Below are 16,852 nucleotides of genomic sequence, written 5' to 3' on the forward strand. Positions count from 1 at the left end.
CGTACTGTGCACGTGCGGCTTGGATTTGCCTGCGCCAATGACCATATCCATTCCCTGACCAGTGAGGTGTGGCAATCATGGCGACCGGATGGGCGGGTGATGGGGCGGTGCAGGACCAGATCGACGCCACCGTCGACGATGCGATCAAGCGTGCGCGTAGCCAGCTGCACCAAGGCCCGAGCCTGACGCACTGCGAGGACTGCGAGGCACCGATTCCCGAGGCGCGCCGCAAGGCCGTGCCCGGCGTGCATCTGTGCGTGAACTGCCAGGAAGCGCACGACCTGGAACAGGCGGCGCAAGGTGGGTACAACCGGCGCGGCAGCAAGGACAGTCAGCTGCGTTGAGCGGTCAGGTGTCTGCGCGGGTGCCAAGGCGCGTTGCGCAGTGCTGCGCGTCTGAACGAAAGCGGCATCGCCATCCCAGCCGGCGTCGCAGCGGTGTCTGCGGTGTGCACATGCATCACAGCGTGCCTGCGTCACCATCATTACGCTTCGCCAGCGGTGAACCCACAAGTGTCGCCAGCGCCTTGTCGGCTGCGCCTAATTGGCGTTGAAGCTGCTGGTCTCGCGCCAGCGACGCGTCGTGCGCTGGAAAAACAGACTATTAGGGACCTGTAAGACGCTGCCAGCGTGGTCGCCGGTTTCTTCCAGCGTGGTGTAGATCACATTGATATCGATCACGCGGCCTTTCAGGCCCGGCTTGTCGCCACCTTCGAGCAACTCGATGTGATCGTGCAGCCGAAACGGGCGCGTGGTGATGATCAGGAACGTGCAGAAGATATTGGATAGCACACTCCATGCAGCGAAGAACGCGACGGCGCCGACGGCTGCAAACCCCGTGAATGCGGTCCACAAGGTGTCTGCTCTGACGCCGATGACCCGGAGCGCCATCAACAAGGCGCTGACCGAAATGATGAAGCTGCCGACGCGGCGAATGCCGATCGTCATTTCGGCGGGCACGCTGTAACGCGTACACAAGCGCCGCAGCAGTTGCCGGAGCAGCAGTCGTGCCAACGCGGCAATGGCCAGGATCAACACGATCTTGACCGTCGGCACCGCAACGGCCAGCCATTCCGGGTTCCAATGGGGCAGCAGGCTGCGGATCATGGCGGGCAACGCATCGGACGCGGACATCACATCATGCAGAGTCGAAGGGGACATTCATTGTAACGGGGCGGCCGCTGCGCTGTAGGTGCGCAGGGTGAATGCGCGCTCATCTGCGAAGGCAGGCAATGCGGTGTTTTGCCTGCGATCAGAGCGCGCAAGTGTGCGGGCGCGTGGTGGTGGATCAGGTTGGCGTGGTCTTCCGTGCGCACGGTACGCCGTGGCAGTGCGCGATGCGCTGGGCCGCACGGTCGCCGCGCGTCAGGAACCGGCGCGACGTCGTCAGCAACACATCGCCCTGGACGCCGCGTGACGGAGTGCCGCAAATCGGTGCAATGTGCCTGCAGCGCAGACCTCAGGCGTTGCGGCGTGGAAGGCATTGCCGCAGTTCGGTTTTTCAAAGCATGCTGGGCACCTGGCTGCACCGTCTGGCCGTCAACCCTCACTGATGGACTTCCGTGCGTGCTCTGCATCCAGCGAGCACGTCGTCGACGCTGCCGATGGCGACATGCCCGCGGCAATTGCCGGCGCCAGTGGCTGCCAGTCGATCCACATGGATCTGGAGCGCGCACTGGAAATGCTGCCGCCGCGTGCGCGCGCCGTGCTGGTGCTGCACGACATCGAAGGCTGGAAACATCATGAAATTGCCGAGCAATTGCAGATGGCGGTCGGCGCTTCCAAGGCACCCCTGCATCGCGCACGCGGTTGCTGCGCGCGCGGCTTGGAGAAACCGCATGAATCACACACGGCACGATCGCGAGCAGGAAGACGACAGCGCTCTGCTCGCGCAGGTGCAGGCACTGTCGCCGCAACGCCAGCCACCGGCGCAAGTGTGGGAGCGCATTGCGCCGGCATTGACGGCGCGCTCCAGCGTGGTGGCGTTGACGCCAACCCACCGGCGCGCCTGGTTGCTGCCGGCAGCGGGGCTGGCGCTGGCTGCTGCAGCGGCAGTGGTTGCCATCGCACCCGGGATCGATCGGCAGGCGCAGCCGCTCGCAACGCAGTCGGCACTGGTGGCGCAGGCGCCAGTCATGTCTGGGCATTACCAGCAGGCCATGGCCGAGGTGCCGGTAAAGCAGGTGCCCGCCGATCTGCTGCCGGCACTCGATGAGCTGGATCGCAGCGCGCAGGCCATCCACACCGCCATCGCACAGACCCCGCGCTCGGCATTTCCGTTGTCGCAGCTGCAACGCACCTACGCCAAGCGGCCGCAATTGACCCGCCTTGCATGAGAAGGCGAGGCGTCCTTTCCAATCTGAGGAGCCATTCCATGCGCCATGCCCATCTTTCCGTGTTGCTGCGGGCCGCGTTCTGCGCTGCACCCGCAGCGGCGCAAAGCGCGGTCAAGCAGAGTCATCCGTTGGCGCGCGGCGCACGCGTGGAGTTGGAGAACATCGCCGGCAGCATCCGCGTGCGCGGCTGGGATCGCGAATTGACCGGCAGCCTGGGCGACGGCCAGCGCCTGCAGGTGGACGAAAGCGCCAACCGGCTGCAATTCGAGGTGATCTACCCGCGCAACAGCCGCAACAGCAAGGGTGCCAAACTGGAGTTGCGGGTGCCGCGCGGTGCATTGCTGCAGGTGGATGCGGTGAGCGCATCGGTGGATGTGGGCCAGGTCGATCTGGCGCGCCTGCAACTCAAATCGGTCAGCGGCGACGTGGTCGCTGCCGGGCGAGCCAAGGAGGCGCAGCTGACACGGCGAGTGCGCAGCCGCCAGGCCGGCGGTGCTTGGAATCGGCATCGATCACGCGTGCTGCGTGACGTCCGCGCCGCGCAACTGGCTGCTCACTCCGTGTGAGCCATCGTTCCAACGCCTAAAACAGACGTGCCACCTTGCGGTGGCACGTCGGTACAACCTAGCGGCAATACGCAACAGTGACGAACGACATTTGTGATGCGGTGGCCAGTGCAATCGGCGGGTATTTCGACTTCACACCCGCCTGGCGGCCATGCGCAGTGCTGCTAGCTGGCTCAAGCGATCTTGTCGCCGTCGTTGCGCGCGGGGCCGAAGTTGGTGGTGAGCACTTCGATCCGGCCGCCGGTCTTGCGGAACGCGGCAATGTCGGCAGCGATGCGCTCACGACTGAGCGGCTGCGACTTGCCTTCGCTGCGAGCGATGCTGGGCTGGGATTTCTGCTTGGTCGCGGGACGTGCCATGTGGCCTCCTGTAGCGGGGAAGTGCGGTGACACCGCGTGCGGCTAGGGTGGCGCGCGCAGAAGCGGTGTCGAGAGTGCGATGGCGTTCGGTGCGCAATCGCGGTGACACGGCGGGCGTGCCATGCAGACAAGACGGCGGGGCGTCGAGCAGCAACCGCGCATTATAGAGGGTGAGCCGCCCGGTGTGTTAACCGTCCGACGGACGGGGGCCCTGCGCGGCCGCCCACGCCAGGCCCTGGACCACGCCGAAGGAGGGGTCGCCATGCACCAGCCGCGATTCCGGGAACGCCGCAGCCACGGTGTCGCGGATATAGCCGGCGCGCGACATGCCACCGGTCAGGAACACCGTGGCCGGTGCGGCAGCCATGTCGGCACGCACCTGCGCCAGCAGTGCTTCCAGTTCCCCAAGATAGTTGGAAGCAGACGCAACCAGCGCGTCGGCCTGCACGTCCACGCGCAAGCCGCGCTCGATGAAGTCCAGGGCGGCCTGATGCTGGTCGAGCTCGCTGAGTGCGATCTTGCAGGCCTCCACGCCGCGGTACAGGCGCGCGGTGTTGCCAGTGTCCTGCAAGGCCTGCAGGCGCTTGTCGAAGGGGGCTGGGACGTCCTGATATTTGTGCAGACGGAATTCGCGCTGGCGGGTCATGTCCTGCACCATCGCCGCCTCCACGTAATGGTGGGTCGGCACGCGGGTGATGCCGCGGCCGAACAGCGGCATGTAGGCGGCCAGGCTCAGCGCCAGATCGATATCGGTACCGCCGCGCGCGATGCCCCAGGCACGGTGCACCTGCGGCGCAGCGCTGCCGCCGACGCTGGCATGCGCAACATCGGTGGTACCGCCGCCGATATCCACCACCACGGTGTCGTGGCGGCTGTCGTGGCTGACGTGGTAATGCATCGCGGCCGCTGCGGGTTCTTCGAGAAAATCCACGCTGTCGAAGCCGGCGGCGATTGCGGCGGTTTGCAGGATCTCCAGCGCCTGCGCGTTGCCGGCTTCGCCAATCGAGCTGCGGAACTGCACCGGGCGGCCCAGGGTGGCGCTGCGGATGTTGATGTCGAACTGGCGCGAAGCCGTCAGCCGAATATGCTCCAGCACGTGCGTGGCGATGCCGGTGATGGTCTGGCGCGCGCGCGGATGCAGGTTGTAGCCCAGCATCGATTTGGGGCTTTGCACCAGGCTGCCTTCGCCTTCGAGAAAATACGCATCCAGCGCCTCGTCGCCGTAAACCGCGTTCTGCAGCAAGGCGGCCGAGCTGCGCGGCTCGCGCACCTGTTCTTCCATCCATTGCCGCCGCACGATGCGAATCGCGTCGCGGCGCAGGCTGTCGTTGTTGGGCGTGCGGCCGGCGGCCACTGCGTCGCGGCGGCCGGAGTCGACCAGCCGCTCCACCTCGTATTCCAGCGCCGGTGTGAGGCTGAAATCGTCCGGGTCGCGCATGGTGTCGGGGAAATACACCGTGGTGCGGAACTGCAAGGCCTCGCCGAAGCGCACCGGCACCACTTGCCCATCAACGATCGCCGCGGCGGCGGAATTGCTGGTACCGAAGTCGATGCCGAGTTTCATGCGGACGGGCCTGGAGAGCGGGCCGCGCACTTTACTACGGCTGCCGCATCCGTCGTCGAGACCGGCTACGCCGCTTGCGCTTTTACCGAAGCGCGGCGTGCCTGCGCCGCAGCTAGCAAAGCGTGCGGCGCGCGCCGGGTCAGGCGGCGATGTCGGCTACGTGACCGTCGTCGAGTTCTTCGCTGGTGGCTTCGCGCACTGCCACCACTTCCACCGCGAAGTGCAGGGTCTGCCCGGCCAGCGGGTGATTGCCGTCCACGGTGACCTGCTCGGGGCCGACCTCGGTCACGGTGACCAGCACGGGACCCTGCTGGGTGCGCGCTTCGAACTGCACGCCGGGCACTACCTCGACATCGGTCGGGAACGCGTCGCGCGGTACGTGCTGGATCAACTGCTCATGGCGCGGCCCATAGCCCTGTTCGGGTGCCACGTCGGCGGTGAGTGTTTCGCCCAGGTGCTTGCCTTCCAGTGCTTTCTCCAGGCCCGGCACGATGTTGCCGGCGCCATGCAGATAGCTCAGCGGCGCGTCGGGCGCGGAGCGGTCGAGCACCTGGCCGCTGTCGTCGGAAAGGGTGTAGTGAATGGTCGCAACGCGACCCTGGCTGATTTCCATTGGAAACCTCCATGACGGGTGATCTAGGGGAATGCATCGGCTACTTCACGATGCGAAGAGATGCTGCACGCACACCGTAGGCAATCGCACTGGATCATGCAACCGCAGCAGGGATTGCGGTTGAAGCGAGGATCAGCTTGGTGGAATGCGTGTCACGAACGCGCGCAGTGGATGGACGCGTCAGCACAGTGAAGGGTTCGAATGCGCTGCGGCTACGCTCGTATTCTCAAGCGCTAGCGTATTTGCTGCCTGACCATGCGAGGCCGAACTTGCCCAGACCAACGCGTGTGCATACCGCACCTACATGCACGCACACGCTGTCGCGTTGCTCAGTCCGTTTGTGCGCCACGCTCGATCTGCGCGCGCCGCGCACGCCAGGTTTCCGGGGTTTGCGGCTTGATGAACAGGGCAGTGAGTTCGGGATGCTGCTGTTTGGCAGCAGCTTCGATCCGCCCGACACAGGCCTCGATCTGCGGCGTGGTGCGGCTGTCTTCGAACTCGGCGCTCAATGCGGCAACGACCTGGCTGGGGCCCAGCTGCATGGTGAGCACGCCATTGGCCGCACGCACGTCCGGGTCGCCGGCGGCGATGCGCAGTAACGAGTCGGTGACATGCGCATGCGCCGGTTCGCCGATCAGCAGGCCCTTGGTTTCGCGCGCCAGCAGGAAGGCGGTAAACGCCAGCACGCCGGCAATGCCGATCGAGGCGATGCCATCGAGTTCGGGCATGTCCAACAGTTGCGCACCGGCCAGGCCGAGCAGCGCCATGAACAGGCCGATCAAGGCGGCACTGTCTTCCAGCAACACGGTGAAGGTGCTGGGGTCCTTGCTTTGGCGAAACGCCTGGAGATAGCCCATGCGGCCTTTCTTGGCGCGAAATTCGCGCAGCGCCACTACCCACGAAATGCCTTCGAACACGATCGACACGCCAAGCACGATGTAGGCGATCAGATGGCTCTTGGCCGGCTCCGGGTTGCGCAGATGCACGATCCCTTCGTATAGCGACACGCCGGCGCCCATCGCAAACACCAGGAGCGCGACGATGAAACTCCAGAAATACAACTCGCGCCCGTAGCCGAACGGATGGGTGGGCGTGGGCGGCTGCGCGGCGCGGCGCAAGCCGTACAACAACAGCACTTCGTTGACGGTGTCCACCAGCGAATGCACGCCTTCGCTGAGCATGGCCGAGCTGCCGGAAATGCCGGCGGCAATGAACTTGGCCACGGCAATGGCCAGATTGCCGGCCAGCGCCACATACACCACCAGATGCGAGCCTTTGGGCTTGCCTGGGCCATTGCCGGGAGCGGCGGGGCCGGCAGCTTCGGCGTTGGCGGCGCCTGACGTGGCGGGCGGGGAAGTGGGCACTGGCTGATTGGACATGCGCGATCTGCGGGGCATTCGACAAGCGCCGCACTATCGCGCCGTGGCCGTGCCGGGTGCGTGATCGCGCGGCCGGGCGGCTACAATCCACACCCGCTTCGATCAAGGAATTGCATGTCCACCGTCCCTGCCTGTCCGCACTGCGGACTGGACAACACCTATGCCGATGGCGCGCTGTCGATCTGCGCAGACTGCGGCTTCGAATGGAGCGCAGGCGAGGCCGCCGCGAACACGACGGTGGTGCGCGACAGCAACGGCAATGTGTTGCAGGCCGGCGATACGGTGACCGTGATCAAGGACCTGAAGGTCAAGGGCTCCTCGATCCCGCTCAAGCAGGGCACGGTGATCCGCAATATCCGCCTGGTCGAAGACGATGCCGAGCACATCGAAGGCAACTCGGAAAAGATCAAGGGCCTGGTGTTGAAGACCTGTTTCCTGCGCAAGGCGTAAGACAGCTGCGGCGATGGAAATGCCGCATGCCGCATGCCGCGTGTGTAGGAGCGCGCTTGCGCGCGATGAAGCATTCTCGATAACGCCTATCGCGCGCAAGCGTGCTCCTCGCTGCGACACGATCAATCGCGCCGATACACCGCTGCAACCACGCAGCTGTGCCGCATGCGCGACAACATGCCGCCGCGCGTGCTGCTGAGATCACCTTCGGCGCCAGCCAAGGTGCGTGCACCGGCAATGCCGATTTCGTCGAGCACGTCGACCTTGTCGCCCGGGTTGCCGCAGATCGCGTTCAAGCCCATGCCGGAGACGAAGCGGATGGGCGGTGCGCCGCTGAGTTCGCGGCAGCTGTCCATCAGTTCGACGCGGTAATGACGGTGCGTGCCGGGATGACGTGGCGACACTTCCACCACCAGGCCCTGGCCGTCTTCCGACCATGAGCGCAGCATGCTGGGATTGAAGCAATAGCTGGAGGAGCCGGCGAAGTTGCGGCGGCGCGCCTTGCGCACGCTGACGCCCTCCAGGATCGGCATGCCATCGGGATCGCGTCGACGTGCAAGGCCGGCGTAGTCGCGTGCGCTGAGTGGGGCGACCTGAGCGATTGCGCAGCGCTGCTGGCCGGCGCTCACATATGCAGGTGCGCCGTTGCAGACCCAGCCGTGCGCAGCCAGCAGGCTGGCATCCGGCTGTGCGGCCAGTTGCGGGCAGTCTTGCGACAAACGCGAAAAAAGCGGATTGCAAAATGCGGTTCACACCGCCAGTCGCAGCGAAGCAGGCAGCAGCGGCTCCACATCCACGCCGCCAATGACTACGCCGCTCCAACAATGCACTTACGGCGCTTCAGGCGGATCCGAATCCAGTACCTGCAGCTTGCCGCCAGTGGTTTCCGGAAGGATGCGCTGGTCGGTCGCGACCAGCACCACGCCCGGCGTGAGCAACGGCAGCAGGCCGGCCAGAAAGGCCGGCGGCACCTGCAGCGGCGCGACGGTGTCTGCATCCAGTGCCTGGCCTGCCGCAGCATTGCTGCCGGGAATGCCGATGCGCATCCAGTTGGGCATGCGCTGCCCGGGAAGTCCGGCCACCTTGCCGGGCAGATAGCCCTGGCCGACGATAAAGGCCTGCGTGCCCAGTGGCGCGGCGCCGGGTTGTGCGCGCAATGCGACTTGCGCACGTCCGATTTCCACGCCGTTGCGATACACCATCAGTTGCTGGTCGCTGCTGCTGACCAGCATCGAGATCGGGCCGGTCGGCGCCAGCTCCGGTTGCCACGCAAAGACCTGGCCGTTGGGCAACGGCAGCAGTGCGCGCTCGGCGCCGGTGGTCGGGTCGATCGGGCTGAGCGCGCGCGGGTGCACCACGTCGTCTGCATCGATGCCGGCCTGCGCGACCACCACCACCATGCCCATATTGGAATTGTCGAACAGCAGGCGTGCGAATTCCGATGGCAGATGCACGCAGCCATGCGATTCCGGATACCCGGGCAAGCCACCGGCATGCAGCGCCACACCGTCCCAGGTCAGCCGCTGCTGGTATGGCATCGGCGCGGCGTTATAGATGCTGGAGCGATGGTCCTTGTCCTTCTGCAGGATGGTGAACACACCGGTGGGCGTCTCGTGTCCGGGCTTGCCGGAGCTGATCGTGGAGACGCCGATCAGAATGCCGTTGCGATAGGCGTAGGCGCGTTGCTCGGTGAGGCTGACGATCACGGCCATCGGCCCCCATCCTCTACTGACGCCGCCCCAGATCCATTCGCCCGGTTTGAGTTGCGCGGGCAGCGTGTCTGCGGCACTGGATTGCCGCGCGCCCCAGAACGGCACGGCAACGGCCTGGCCACAGATCAGCAGCGTGCAAAACAAGGCGAAGGTGAGCAGAGGCCGCATCGGTGCATCCAGCAACAGGAATGGCACGATCCTAGCGGGGCAGGGCGTGCGCGTCATGTACTGGCCGGCGGTCATGGCATGTCATGCGAAACAGCGCCCGGCACTGGTGGGTGCGTGTTGCAGCTGGCTGTGCAGGTGTGTGGAAGCTTCCACACGTCTGTGGCTTCGCCCCCGTACCCTCACCCCAACCATCTTCCGCAGGAGAGGGGCTGCGCCAGCACGCCACCGGTGGTGCGGACCGATTGCGTGTAGTGCGTCGGTGCGCGTTGCCGCTGCCCCGCAACCACCGCAGGGCGATGGCTGTGGGCATTGCATAGCCTCATTTGCAGGGTGCTGCGAACGGCCGGCACGCAAGCCAAGTACCGCACGGCCGCCAACAGCGAACATAGCTTGCACCTGTTTGCGGCGCAGCGACCGCATGCCACCATGGCAGCTGCGGTCGCGATATCAGCCGCTATCAGGCGATTACTCCGGCAGTGCGGGGTAGTCGGTATAGCCCTTGGCGCCGCCACCATACATGGTGGCCTGGTCGAGTTCGGCCAGCGGCGCACTCTCGCGCAGGCGGCGCACCAGATCCGGGTTGGCGATGAACGGGCGGCCGTAGGCGATCGCATCGGCATAGCCGCTGCTGATGGCGTGTTCGGACATGCTGCGGTCGTAGCCGTTGTTGGCGATCCAGGCGCCCTCGAACTTGGCGCGCAGCGCGGCGTAGTCGAAGGCGATGTTGTCGCGCGGGCCGCCGGTGGCGCCCTCGATCACGTGCACGAAGGCCAGCCCGCCGATCAGGTTCAGCCTCTCCACCGCACGCTCGAACAGCGGCTGCGGGTTGGAGTCGTGCGCGCCATACACCGGGGTCACCGGCGACAAGCGCACGCCGGTGCGCTCGGCACCAATTTCGTCGGCAATCGCCTGCACCACTTCGGCAAGCAGGCGGGTGCGGTTTTCGATATCGCCGCCGTAGGCGTCGGTGCGCTGATTGGAGCTGTCGCGCAGGAACTGGTCGAGCAGGTAGCCATTGGCCGCATGGACTTCCACGCCGTCGAAGCCGGCATCGATGGCGTTACGTGCAGCGATGCGGTACTCCTCGATCAAGCCGGGGATTTCCTCCAGTGCCAGTGCGCGCGGCTCTGACACGTCCTCGAAACCGTTCTTGGTGAAGGTCTTGCCTTCTGCGCGGATCGCGCTGGGCGCCACCGGCACTTCGCCCGGCGGCAGCACGCTGGTGTGCGAGACACGGCCCACGTGCCAAAGCTGCAGCACGATCTTGCTGCCGCGGCGATGCACTTCGTCGGTGACTGCGCGCCAACCGGCGACCTGCTCCTTGCTGTAGATGCCGGGGGTGTCGAGATAGCCCTGGCCGAGCGGACTGATCTGCGTGCCTTCGGCCACGATCAGCCCGGCAGTGGCGCGCTGGCCGTAATACTCGGCCGCGAGCGGCGAGGGCACCTGGCCGTCGCCGGCGCGATTACGTGTCAACGGAGCCATGATCACGCGGTTGGCAAGATCCAGCGCGCCCAGGCGCACCGGAGAGAACAAGGGGGATTCAGTGGATGTGGACATCAGCAACCAGTCAAAGTTGATCACGCGCCAGGCGCGACGCCGCGCCGATCGCGGTGCACACTATCGATGGAGGCGCAGCCAAGCAGATTCGAGCGATGCAGATAGGACACAGCGTCTTCCATGGTGTTGAAACGACTGGAACTGTGACGCGCTGGGCTTCGGCGCTGAATCGCAGCGGGCGCCGGCCTTTTCTGATTTGCTGCATTGCACAATACTAGGCCGCCCCGCCGTCTCTGGAGTCGGGCATGACCGATACCGATCTTTCCACGCCCCGCGTGTCCCGGCGCGATTACGTGCTGATTCTGCTTGCGCTGGCGATGGGCGGCTTTGCGATCGGCATCAGCGAATTTTCCACCATGGGCCTGATGACGCAGATTGCGCAGGGCTTGCAGATCAGCGAGCCGCAGGTCGGCCACGTCATCAGCGCCTATGCCTTGGGCGTGGTGGTCGGCGCGCCGTTGTTGGCGATCCTGGGTGCACGCTGGCCGCGGCGCACCTTGCTGCTGCTGTTGATGGTGTTTTATGCGCTGGGCAACGTGGCCAGCGCACTGGCGCCGAGTTACCACACGATGCTGCTGTGCCGCTTCATCGCCGGCTTGCCGCATGGCGCGTACTTCGGTGTTGCGTCGCTGGTGGCCGCATCGATCAGCCCGCCCAATCAACGTGCCACCGCAGTGGGGCGCGTGTTGCTGGGCTTGAGCGTCGCGCTGCTGGTGGGCAACCCGTTGGCGACCTGGCTGGGCCAGATGGTGAGTTGGCGCTGGGCGTATGCCTCGGTGTCGGTGATTGCGCTGGGCACGGTGGCCGCGGTGGCGCTCTTGCTGCCGCCGCAGCCGGACGAGCCGCGGCAGCAGCCGTTGCGCGAGTTGCGTGCGTTCAATCAGCCGCAGGTCTGGCTGGCATTGGCGATCGGTGCGGTGGGCTTTTCCGGCATGTTCTGCGTCTTCAGCTACCTCGCGCCGACATTGACTGCAGTGACCGGCGTTACGCCAGCGCGCATTCCCTTGGCCATGGTGGCGTTCGGTGTGGGCGGTGTGCTTGGCAGCATCCTGGGCGGTTGGCTGTTCGACCGCATGCAGTTCCGCGCGGTGCCGGTGCTGCTGCTGTGGTCGGTGGTGGTGATGCTGACCTTTCCGCTGGCGGCGCAGTCGGGCCTGTGGGTGTTCGTGTCCATCGTGGCGGTGGGCACCATGGGCGCATTGGCGCCAGCCCTGCAGACGCGCTTGATGGATGTGGCAGCCCAAGCGCAGACCCTGGCCGCGGCCTCCAACCATGCGGCGTTCAACACGGCCAACGCATTGGGCCCATGGCTGGGTGGCATGGCGATTACTGCAGGCTGGGGCTGGACCTCCACCGGCTACGTTGGCGCGGCCACCGCGCTCGGCGGTTTGCTGGTGTATGCATTGGCGGTGCGGCAAGAGCGTCGGCAGCAACGTGCGGTGTTGGCGAACTGCTGAGACGTTGCACGGCAACGCGGATTTGCCTGGCACGGATTCGTCGAACGCAAGCGCTCTGGCCTTGCCATGCAGCTGTGCAAGATGGCCGCATTGCACGACCACGACCACGACCACGACCACGACCACGACCACGGTCATCTCACGGCCTGCCAGCGAGACTTCGTGCTTTCCCCCAAGCGGACAGGACAGTGCCATGACCGACGACTTCACACCGCCGCCGTGGAAGCGCCCGAACCCAAAGGGCAAGGCGAAGTCGACACCGTTGACCGATGCGCAGAAGGCCGCGGCCAAGCAGCGTGCCGAAGAGGCCGGGCGGCCCTATCCAAATCTGGTCGACAACATGTGGGCCAGTCGTCAACCGAAGTGATCTTGACCCGCTGTTGGCATCGATGAATTGCAATTCATCGCCTGCACGATGGTGTGATGACAATGCCCGCATCGCTCACATATCGATTATGCAGGCGGCGCCAGGATGAGGCCGTACACAACGCGACGGCAACGCAATCAACCCATCGATTGACTCAACCTCCCGCCGCACGCGCAGTCATCGCACAGCGCAGCGTCGGTCCATCACAACAAGGAGCCACACATGAGCATTCAGAGCAACACCGAGCATAGCCTCAACGACCTTATCGCCATCTCGCGCGACGGCAAGGACTTCTATGACGAAGCCGCAGCCAAGGTGGGCGATGCCGAGCTTGCGACGCTGTTCCGTCGCATTGCCGGCGTCAAGACCGACATCGTCAGCAGCCTGAGCAGTGTGGTCACCGCAGTTGGCGGCACGCCGGAGCAGCACGGCACCATGGTGGGCAGCATGCAGCAGTTCTACGGCAAGGTCCGCGCAACCCTGGGCGACACCAAGTACGGCTACGTGGCCGAGCTGGAAGAGTCGGAAGACCGTCTGCTGAAGGCCTTCGATGAAACCATCGCCGACCAGGACACCCCGGCCGCTGCACGCGACGCTGCACTGCGCCTGCTGCCGGAAGTGCGTGCTTGCCACGACGTCATGCGTCACCGCAAGCATGCGATGAAGAGTGCCGCATAACCTGCGCGCTTGACCGAAGTGCATCGTCACCGATCCGATGCAGCTCCGGAGTAAAACGATAAAGGCGGGAACGGGCAGCGCACGCTGCCCGTTTCTTTTTGTGGCGCAGCACAGCCCCAGGAGCTGATCCAACGCTGCAATTGCAGTTCCACGCAGCGCAACATGTTCCACATCGGCATCATGCACGTCGGCATATTCGGCACGCTGCGGGTCTGCTAGTATCCGCCGCCCTTGTCCAGGCAGGTCCGCGTTGCGCGGTCGTGGAATTCAGCCATGAAACAGCAGTTTCTTTACCTGTCATCGGCCGAGGCGCAGTTGTCGCTGGGGCTTGGGGAAGAGAAACCCACCGAACGGCTGTTCTTTGCGGTGATGGCCGACGCGCCCACCGCCGAACGTGCGGCGCGGGTCGCCGACAGCCTGCTGCAAGGCGGGCATGCCGAAGGCAAGCCGCTTGCGCGCGAACGGTTGCATGTGACCCTGCATCATCTGGGCGATTACGCCGGCGGTTTGCCGCCATCGTTGGTCAGCCGTGCCAGTCAGGCCGCGGCGCGCGTGGCGATGGATGCGTTCGCAGTGGAATTCGACCGGGTGGGCACCTTCGGTGGCAGGCGCTCGCAACTTCCCTGCGTGCTGCGGGGCGAAGAACAGGTGCGCGGGCTGTATGAGTTGCAGGGCGCGTTGGGGCGGCAACTTGCGCATGTCGGCATTGCCGGCGATGCGCAATACACACCGCACATGACGCTGCTGTACTGCAATCAGGCGGTGCCGCAACGGCGCTGCGATGCGCTAGCCTGGACAGTGCGCGACTTCGCGCTGGTGCGCAGCTTTCTGGGCCAGTCGCGATATCAGATCGAAGGCCGCTGGTCGCTGCGCTGATGGGCACCGCTGCGCGCACGCGGTAGCCTGCGCGGATGGACATCCCCACGCCATTGCCGTTGTACGCCGACCAGCTGGCCGCACTCGAACAGGCCTACGCCACGCCGCCGCGCGCCTACCACCACTTCGGCCATGTGCGCGCAGTGCTGCAGCACTATGCGCAGGTCGCCGCCGGGCCCGGCTGGCGGCAGCCGGCAGAGGTGTGGCTGGCGGTATTGTTCCACGATGCGGTGTATCGACCCGGACGCAGCGACAACGAGGCGCAATCTGCGCTGTGGGCGGCGGAGTGCATCCCGCGCTGGTGGCCACAGGCGCAGGTGGATGTCGAACGCGTGCAGGCGCTGATCCTGCTCACCGCGCGGCATGGGCAGCTGCAGCTGCAGGAGGTGGACCAAGACGCTGCGCTGTTCCTGGACTGCGACATGGCGATTCTGGCCGCGCCCGCAGCGGTGTTCGATGCCTACGATCAGGCCATTGCCGAGGAATATCGCGGGCATGTGCCGGGTGTGCTGTTCCGGCTCAATCGCCACCGCTTCCTGGCCGGCGTGCTCAAGCAACCCCGCATCTTCCTGAGCGACTACTTCCACACCCATCACGACGCTGCGGCGCGCGCCAACCTGCGCCGCCGGCTGGGGCGCTGAGCGCCTCGGCCACATCCGGGCGGTGCGCCCGGATGTGGCCGAGGCGCACGCTACAATGGCGCATGCACGACAGCGCTGCTTCCAGCCCCGACCCACGCCCGATCGCCCCGCAGCCGCCTGCGCCGAACGAATGCTGCCAGAGCGGCTGCCCGCTGTGCGTGCACGATCTGTATGCCGAAGAGCTGACCCGCTACCGCCAGACCCTGGCGGCATGGGAAGCGCGCCAGCCGGCGAAGAGCGGCTGACAAAAACGACTGTGCTCACTGCCAGGTGGGCGCGGCTGTTGCTCGGTGCAGCATGTGCCACTCGTACACTGCGGTTCCGAGCGCGCCGTCCACACCCGTTTGATCACGGCGCGCAACGGTTTGCTAGCCACTCCAACGGCGCAGTGAGCGCAGTGCTGCACTTCGCGCTTCAGCCTGGAACGATTATCTTTGAACTACTTTTCCCGATGGTGCGACATGCGACGACTTGAGATGTGGAGCGCGCTCTGCGGCGCGGCAGTGTTGACGCTATCGGGCATGGCCGCCGCGCAGGCGCCGGAACCGGTCAGCCATGGCCGTTTCGAGCAGGTGCCGGTACTGATGCCCAAGGACGAGCCGCAGCGGGTGGTGATCTGGCTGGCCGGTGCCGGTAATGCCGCCAAGCGCCAGGCCCAGGCCGAAAGCCTGCGTGCCGACGGTGCGATGGTGGCGGTGGTGGACACCGCGCACCTGTACGCGGTGCTGCGCAAGGCCGGCGGTACCTGCGCGTTCTCGGTCGGCGATGTGGAAAATTTCTCGCGCTACGTGCAGGCCTTCTATCGCATCTCCACCTACCGCCTGCCGTTGCTGGTAGGCGATGGCGAAGGCGCGGCACTGGCCTACGCGATCGCCGCGCAAGCCAAGCCGCATGTGCTGGCCGGTGTGCTCACCGATGGGTTGTGCCCGGCTGCGGTGTCCGACCAGGCGATCTGCCAGCCGGGGGTGCGCCCGGGCAGCAACACGCTGGTGCCGGTGCCGCTGCAGATTCCCTGGGTGCTTGCCGCCAGCCAGGACAAGCGCTGCCCGGCAGCTGCCGAACAGGGCTTTCTCAAGCAGGTGCCGCAGGCGCGCACCTTCAAGCGGTCTGCGCTGGGCGACATCCTGCCCGGCCTGCGTGCCGCGGCCCGCTCGTTGGGCGAGCAGAAGGGCGTGGCGTTGCCACCCCCGCCAGGCGGTCTGGCCGATTTGCCGGTGGTGGAGTTGCCGGCCAAGCCCGATGGCGACGGTGACGACGACACCTTCGTGATCTTCGTCTCCGGCGATGGCGGCTGGGCCGGCCTGGACGAAGAAGTGGCCGACGCACTCGCAGCGCAGGGCATTCCGGTGGTCGGCCTGGATTCGCTGCGGTACTTCTGGACCGAGCGCACGCCGCAAGGCTTCGCCACCGACCTGGATCGCATCGCACGCATTTATGCGCAGCGTTGGCAGCGCCAGCGGGTGGTGTTGATCGGGTTCTCGCAAGGTGCGGATGTGTTGCCTGCGGCCATCAACAAACTGCCGGCAGCGACCAGGCAGAACATCCGCATGACGGCGCTGCTGTCGGTAGGCAAGCTGGCCGACTACGAATTCCACGTCAGCAACTGGCTGGGCTCGGACGACGAAGGCCTGCCGATCGCGCCCGAAGTGCAGCGCCTGCCAGCCGGTACCACCGTGTGCATCTACGGCCAGGACGACGACGACGCGCTGTGCCCGAGCCTGCCAGCCGATGCAGCCAAGCGGGTCGCACTGCCGGGCGATCATCACTTCAAGGGCGATTACGCGACCCTGGCCAAGACGATCATGGAGCAGTTGCACGCGCTGTCGAAGCCATAAGGCGCGCCACCATTTGATCGGTCCGCTGACCTGACAAGGGCGGCCTGTTGATTCTGTGCGTCGCTGTCGAGGGCGACGCACATTCCTTCGACGGTTCCAGCATCGATATTCAGCAGGCCGCCCTTCCTTCAGTCGTCGACATGGCAGGAAGTGCTTGCACGCCGGTACGTGTGCAAGCGCTCGCAGCAGACCGACGTCTTACGAAGGACCGGAAGATCTCATGCGTGGGGTGGGTCAGTGCGAGGAGTTCGTCGGCAGCGCGGCGCCGCATCCGGTGTCGGGACACGCTGTG

Annotated in this window: 19 protein-coding genes, 1 other RNA gene and 1 pseudogene; 13 read left to right on the top strand and 8 right to left on the bottom strand. The window is 65.7% G+C overall.

Annotation, left to right across the window (positions count from 1 at the left end):
• Positions 1–77: 77 nt before the first annotated feature.
• Positions 78–344: a DksA/TraR family C4-type zinc finger protein gene (locus tag A7D16_RS07640; RefSeq protein WP_064631373.1), complete on the top strand. Its 267-nt coding sequence runs from the start codon at positions 78–80 to the stop codon at positions 342–344.
• A 195-nt stretch (positions 345–539) separates the two neighbouring features.
• Here the strand turns inward: A7D16_RS07640 and A7D16_RS07645 are convergent, their stop codons facing one another.
• Complete coding sequence (locus A7D16_RS07645; RefSeq protein ID WP_064631375.1) at positions 540–1,133, bottom strand: mechanosensitive ion channel family protein; 594 nt, start codon at positions 1,131–1,133, stop codon at positions 540–542.
• A gap of 337 nt (positions 1,134–1,470) precedes the next feature.
• Between A7D16_RS07645 and A7D16_RS21405 the strand changes: the two are divergent.
• From A7D16_RS21405 to A7D16_RS22410, 3 genes and pseudogenes are all read left to right on the top strand, one after another.
• Positions 1,471–1,841 (top strand): annotated as a pseudogene (locus A7D16_RS21405) (RNA polymerase sigma factor); the annotation flags it as partial.
• Entirely contained in the window at positions 1,838–2,335 is a 498-nt protein-coding gene (locus A7D16_RS07655; protein WP_064631379.1) for a hypothetical protein, read from the top strand. The pseudogene A7D16_RS21405 and the gene A7D16_RS07655, both read left to right, overlap by 4 nt.
• Before the next feature lie 38 nt (positions 2,336–2,373).
• Complete coding sequence (locus A7D16_RS22410; RefSeq protein WP_161945026.1) at positions 2,374–2,901, top strand: hypothetical protein; 528 nt, start codon at positions 2,374–2,376, stop codon at positions 2,899–2,901.
• Between the two features lie 173 nt (positions 2,902–3,074).
• On the opposite strand, the gene A7D16_RS07665 is transcribed toward A7D16_RS22410, so the two are convergent.
• From A7D16_RS07665 to A7D16_RS07680, 4 genes are all read right to left on the bottom strand, one after another.
• Positions 3,075–3,260, bottom strand: coding sequence for a hypothetical protein (locus tag A7D16_RS07665; protein ID WP_010366034.1), 186 nt, complete (start codon positions 3,258–3,260; stop codon positions 3,075–3,077).
• A gap of 187 nt (positions 3,261–3,447) precedes the next feature.
• On the bottom strand, positions 3,448–4,824 hold the full coding sequence (locus A7D16_RS07670) for an Hsp70 family protein (RefSeq protein WP_064631381.1): 1,377 nt from the start codon (positions 4,822–4,824) through the stop codon (positions 3,448–3,450).
• Between the two features lie 139 nt (positions 4,825–4,963).
• Positions 4,964–5,437 (bottom strand): FKBP-type peptidyl-prolyl cis-trans isomerase, encoded by a 474-nt coding sequence (locus tag A7D16_RS07675; RefSeq protein ID WP_064631383.1) that lies wholly within the window; start codon positions 5,435–5,437, stop codon positions 4,964–4,966.
• A 329-nt stretch (positions 5,438–5,766) separates the two neighbouring features.
• The gene (locus tag A7D16_RS07680) at positions 5,767–6,816 is read right to left on the bottom strand and encodes a cation diffusion facilitator family transporter (RefSeq protein ID WP_064631385.1); all 1,050 of its coding nucleotides are present in this window, start codon (positions 6,814–6,816) and stop codon (positions 5,767–5,769) included.
• A 114-nt stretch (positions 6,817–6,930) separates the two neighbouring features.
• Between A7D16_RS07680 and A7D16_RS07685 the strand changes: the two genes are divergently transcribed.
• Positions 6,931–7,266: a zinc ribbon domain-containing protein YjdM gene (locus tag A7D16_RS07685; RefSeq protein WP_064631387.1), complete on the top strand. Its 336-nt coding sequence runs from the start codon at positions 6,931–6,933 to the stop codon at positions 7,264–7,266.
• A gap of 122 nt (positions 7,267–7,388) precedes the next feature.
• On the opposite strand, the gene A7D16_RS07690 is transcribed toward A7D16_RS07685, so the two are convergent.
• The 3 genes from A7D16_RS07690 to A7D16_RS07700 form a co-directional block, all read right to left on the bottom strand.
• Entirely contained in the window at positions 7,389–7,625 is a 237-nt protein-coding gene (locus A7D16_RS07690) for a hypothetical protein (protein WP_064631459.1), read from the bottom strand.
• 471 nt (positions 7,626–8,096) lie between these two features.
• Positions 8,097–9,146, bottom strand: coding sequence for a L,D-transpeptidase (locus A7D16_RS07695; RefSeq protein WP_064631461.1), 1,050 nt, complete (start codon positions 9,144–9,146; stop codon positions 8,097–8,099).
• A 465-nt stretch (positions 9,147–9,611) separates the two neighbouring features.
• A complete protein-coding gene (locus A7D16_RS07700) occupies positions 9,612–10,730 on the bottom strand; it encodes an alkene reductase (RefSeq protein WP_064631389.1) in 1,119 nt (372 codons plus the stop codon).
• A 221-nt stretch (positions 10,731–10,951) separates the two neighbouring features.
• Between A7D16_RS07700 and A7D16_RS07705 the strand changes: the two genes are divergently transcribed.
• The 8 genes from A7D16_RS07705 (at position 10,952) to A7D16_RS07740 (ending at position 16,560) form a co-directional block, all read left to right on the top strand.
• The gene (locus A7D16_RS07705) at positions 10,952–12,163 is read left to right on the top strand and encodes an MFS transporter (protein ID WP_064631392.1); all 1,212 of its coding nucleotides are present in this window, start codon (positions 10,952–10,954) and stop codon (positions 12,161–12,163) included.
• Positions 12,164–12,356: 193 nt separating this feature from the next.
• Positions 12,357–12,530: a hypothetical protein gene (locus A7D16_RS23715; protein WP_064631394.1), complete on the top strand. Its 174-nt coding sequence runs from the start codon at positions 12,357–12,359 to the stop codon at positions 12,528–12,530.
• A gap of 222 nt (positions 12,531–12,752) precedes the next feature.
• The gene (locus tag A7D16_RS07715; protein ID WP_064631396.1) at positions 12,753–13,208 is read left to right on the top strand and encodes a PA2169 family four-helix-bundle protein; all 456 of its coding nucleotides are present in this window, start codon (positions 12,753–12,755) and stop codon (positions 13,206–13,208) included.
• A 273-nt stretch (positions 13,209–13,481) separates the two neighbouring features.
• Positions 13,482–14,084 carry an RNA 2',3'-cyclic phosphodiesterase gene (gene thpR, locus A7D16_RS07720; protein ID WP_064631398.1) on the top strand — a complete coding sequence of 201 codons (603 nt, stop codon included), beginning with the start codon at positions 13,482–13,484 and terminating at the stop codon, positions 14,082–14,084.
• 35 nt (positions 14,085–14,119) lie between these two features.
• Positions 14,120–14,725: an HD domain-containing protein gene (locus A7D16_RS07725; protein WP_064631401.1), complete on the top strand. Its 606-nt coding sequence runs from the start codon at positions 14,120–14,122 to the stop codon at positions 14,723–14,725.
• A 62-nt stretch (positions 14,726–14,787) separates the two neighbouring features.
• Positions 14,788–14,970, top strand: coding sequence for an oxidoreductase-like domain-containing protein (locus tag A7D16_RS07730; protein WP_064631403.1), 183 nt, complete (start codon positions 14,788–14,790; stop codon positions 14,968–14,970).
• Positions 14,971–15,022: 52 nt separating this feature from the next.
• A non-coding RNA gene (locus tag A7D16_RS07735) (sX9 sRNA) lies at positions 15,023–15,099 on the top strand.
• 87 nt (positions 15,100–15,186) lie between these two features.
• On the top strand, positions 15,187–16,560 hold the full coding sequence (locus A7D16_RS07740; protein WP_064631405.1) for a virulence factor: 1,374 nt from the start codon (positions 15,187–15,189) through the stop codon (positions 16,558–16,560).
• Positions 16,561–16,852 lie beyond the last annotated feature (292 nt).

The sequence above is a fragment of the Xanthomonas nasturtii genome, from assembly GCF_001660815.1.
Classification (GTDB): domain Bacteria; phylum Pseudomonadota; class Gammaproteobacteria; order Xanthomonadales; family Xanthomonadaceae; genus Xanthomonas; species Xanthomonas nasturtii.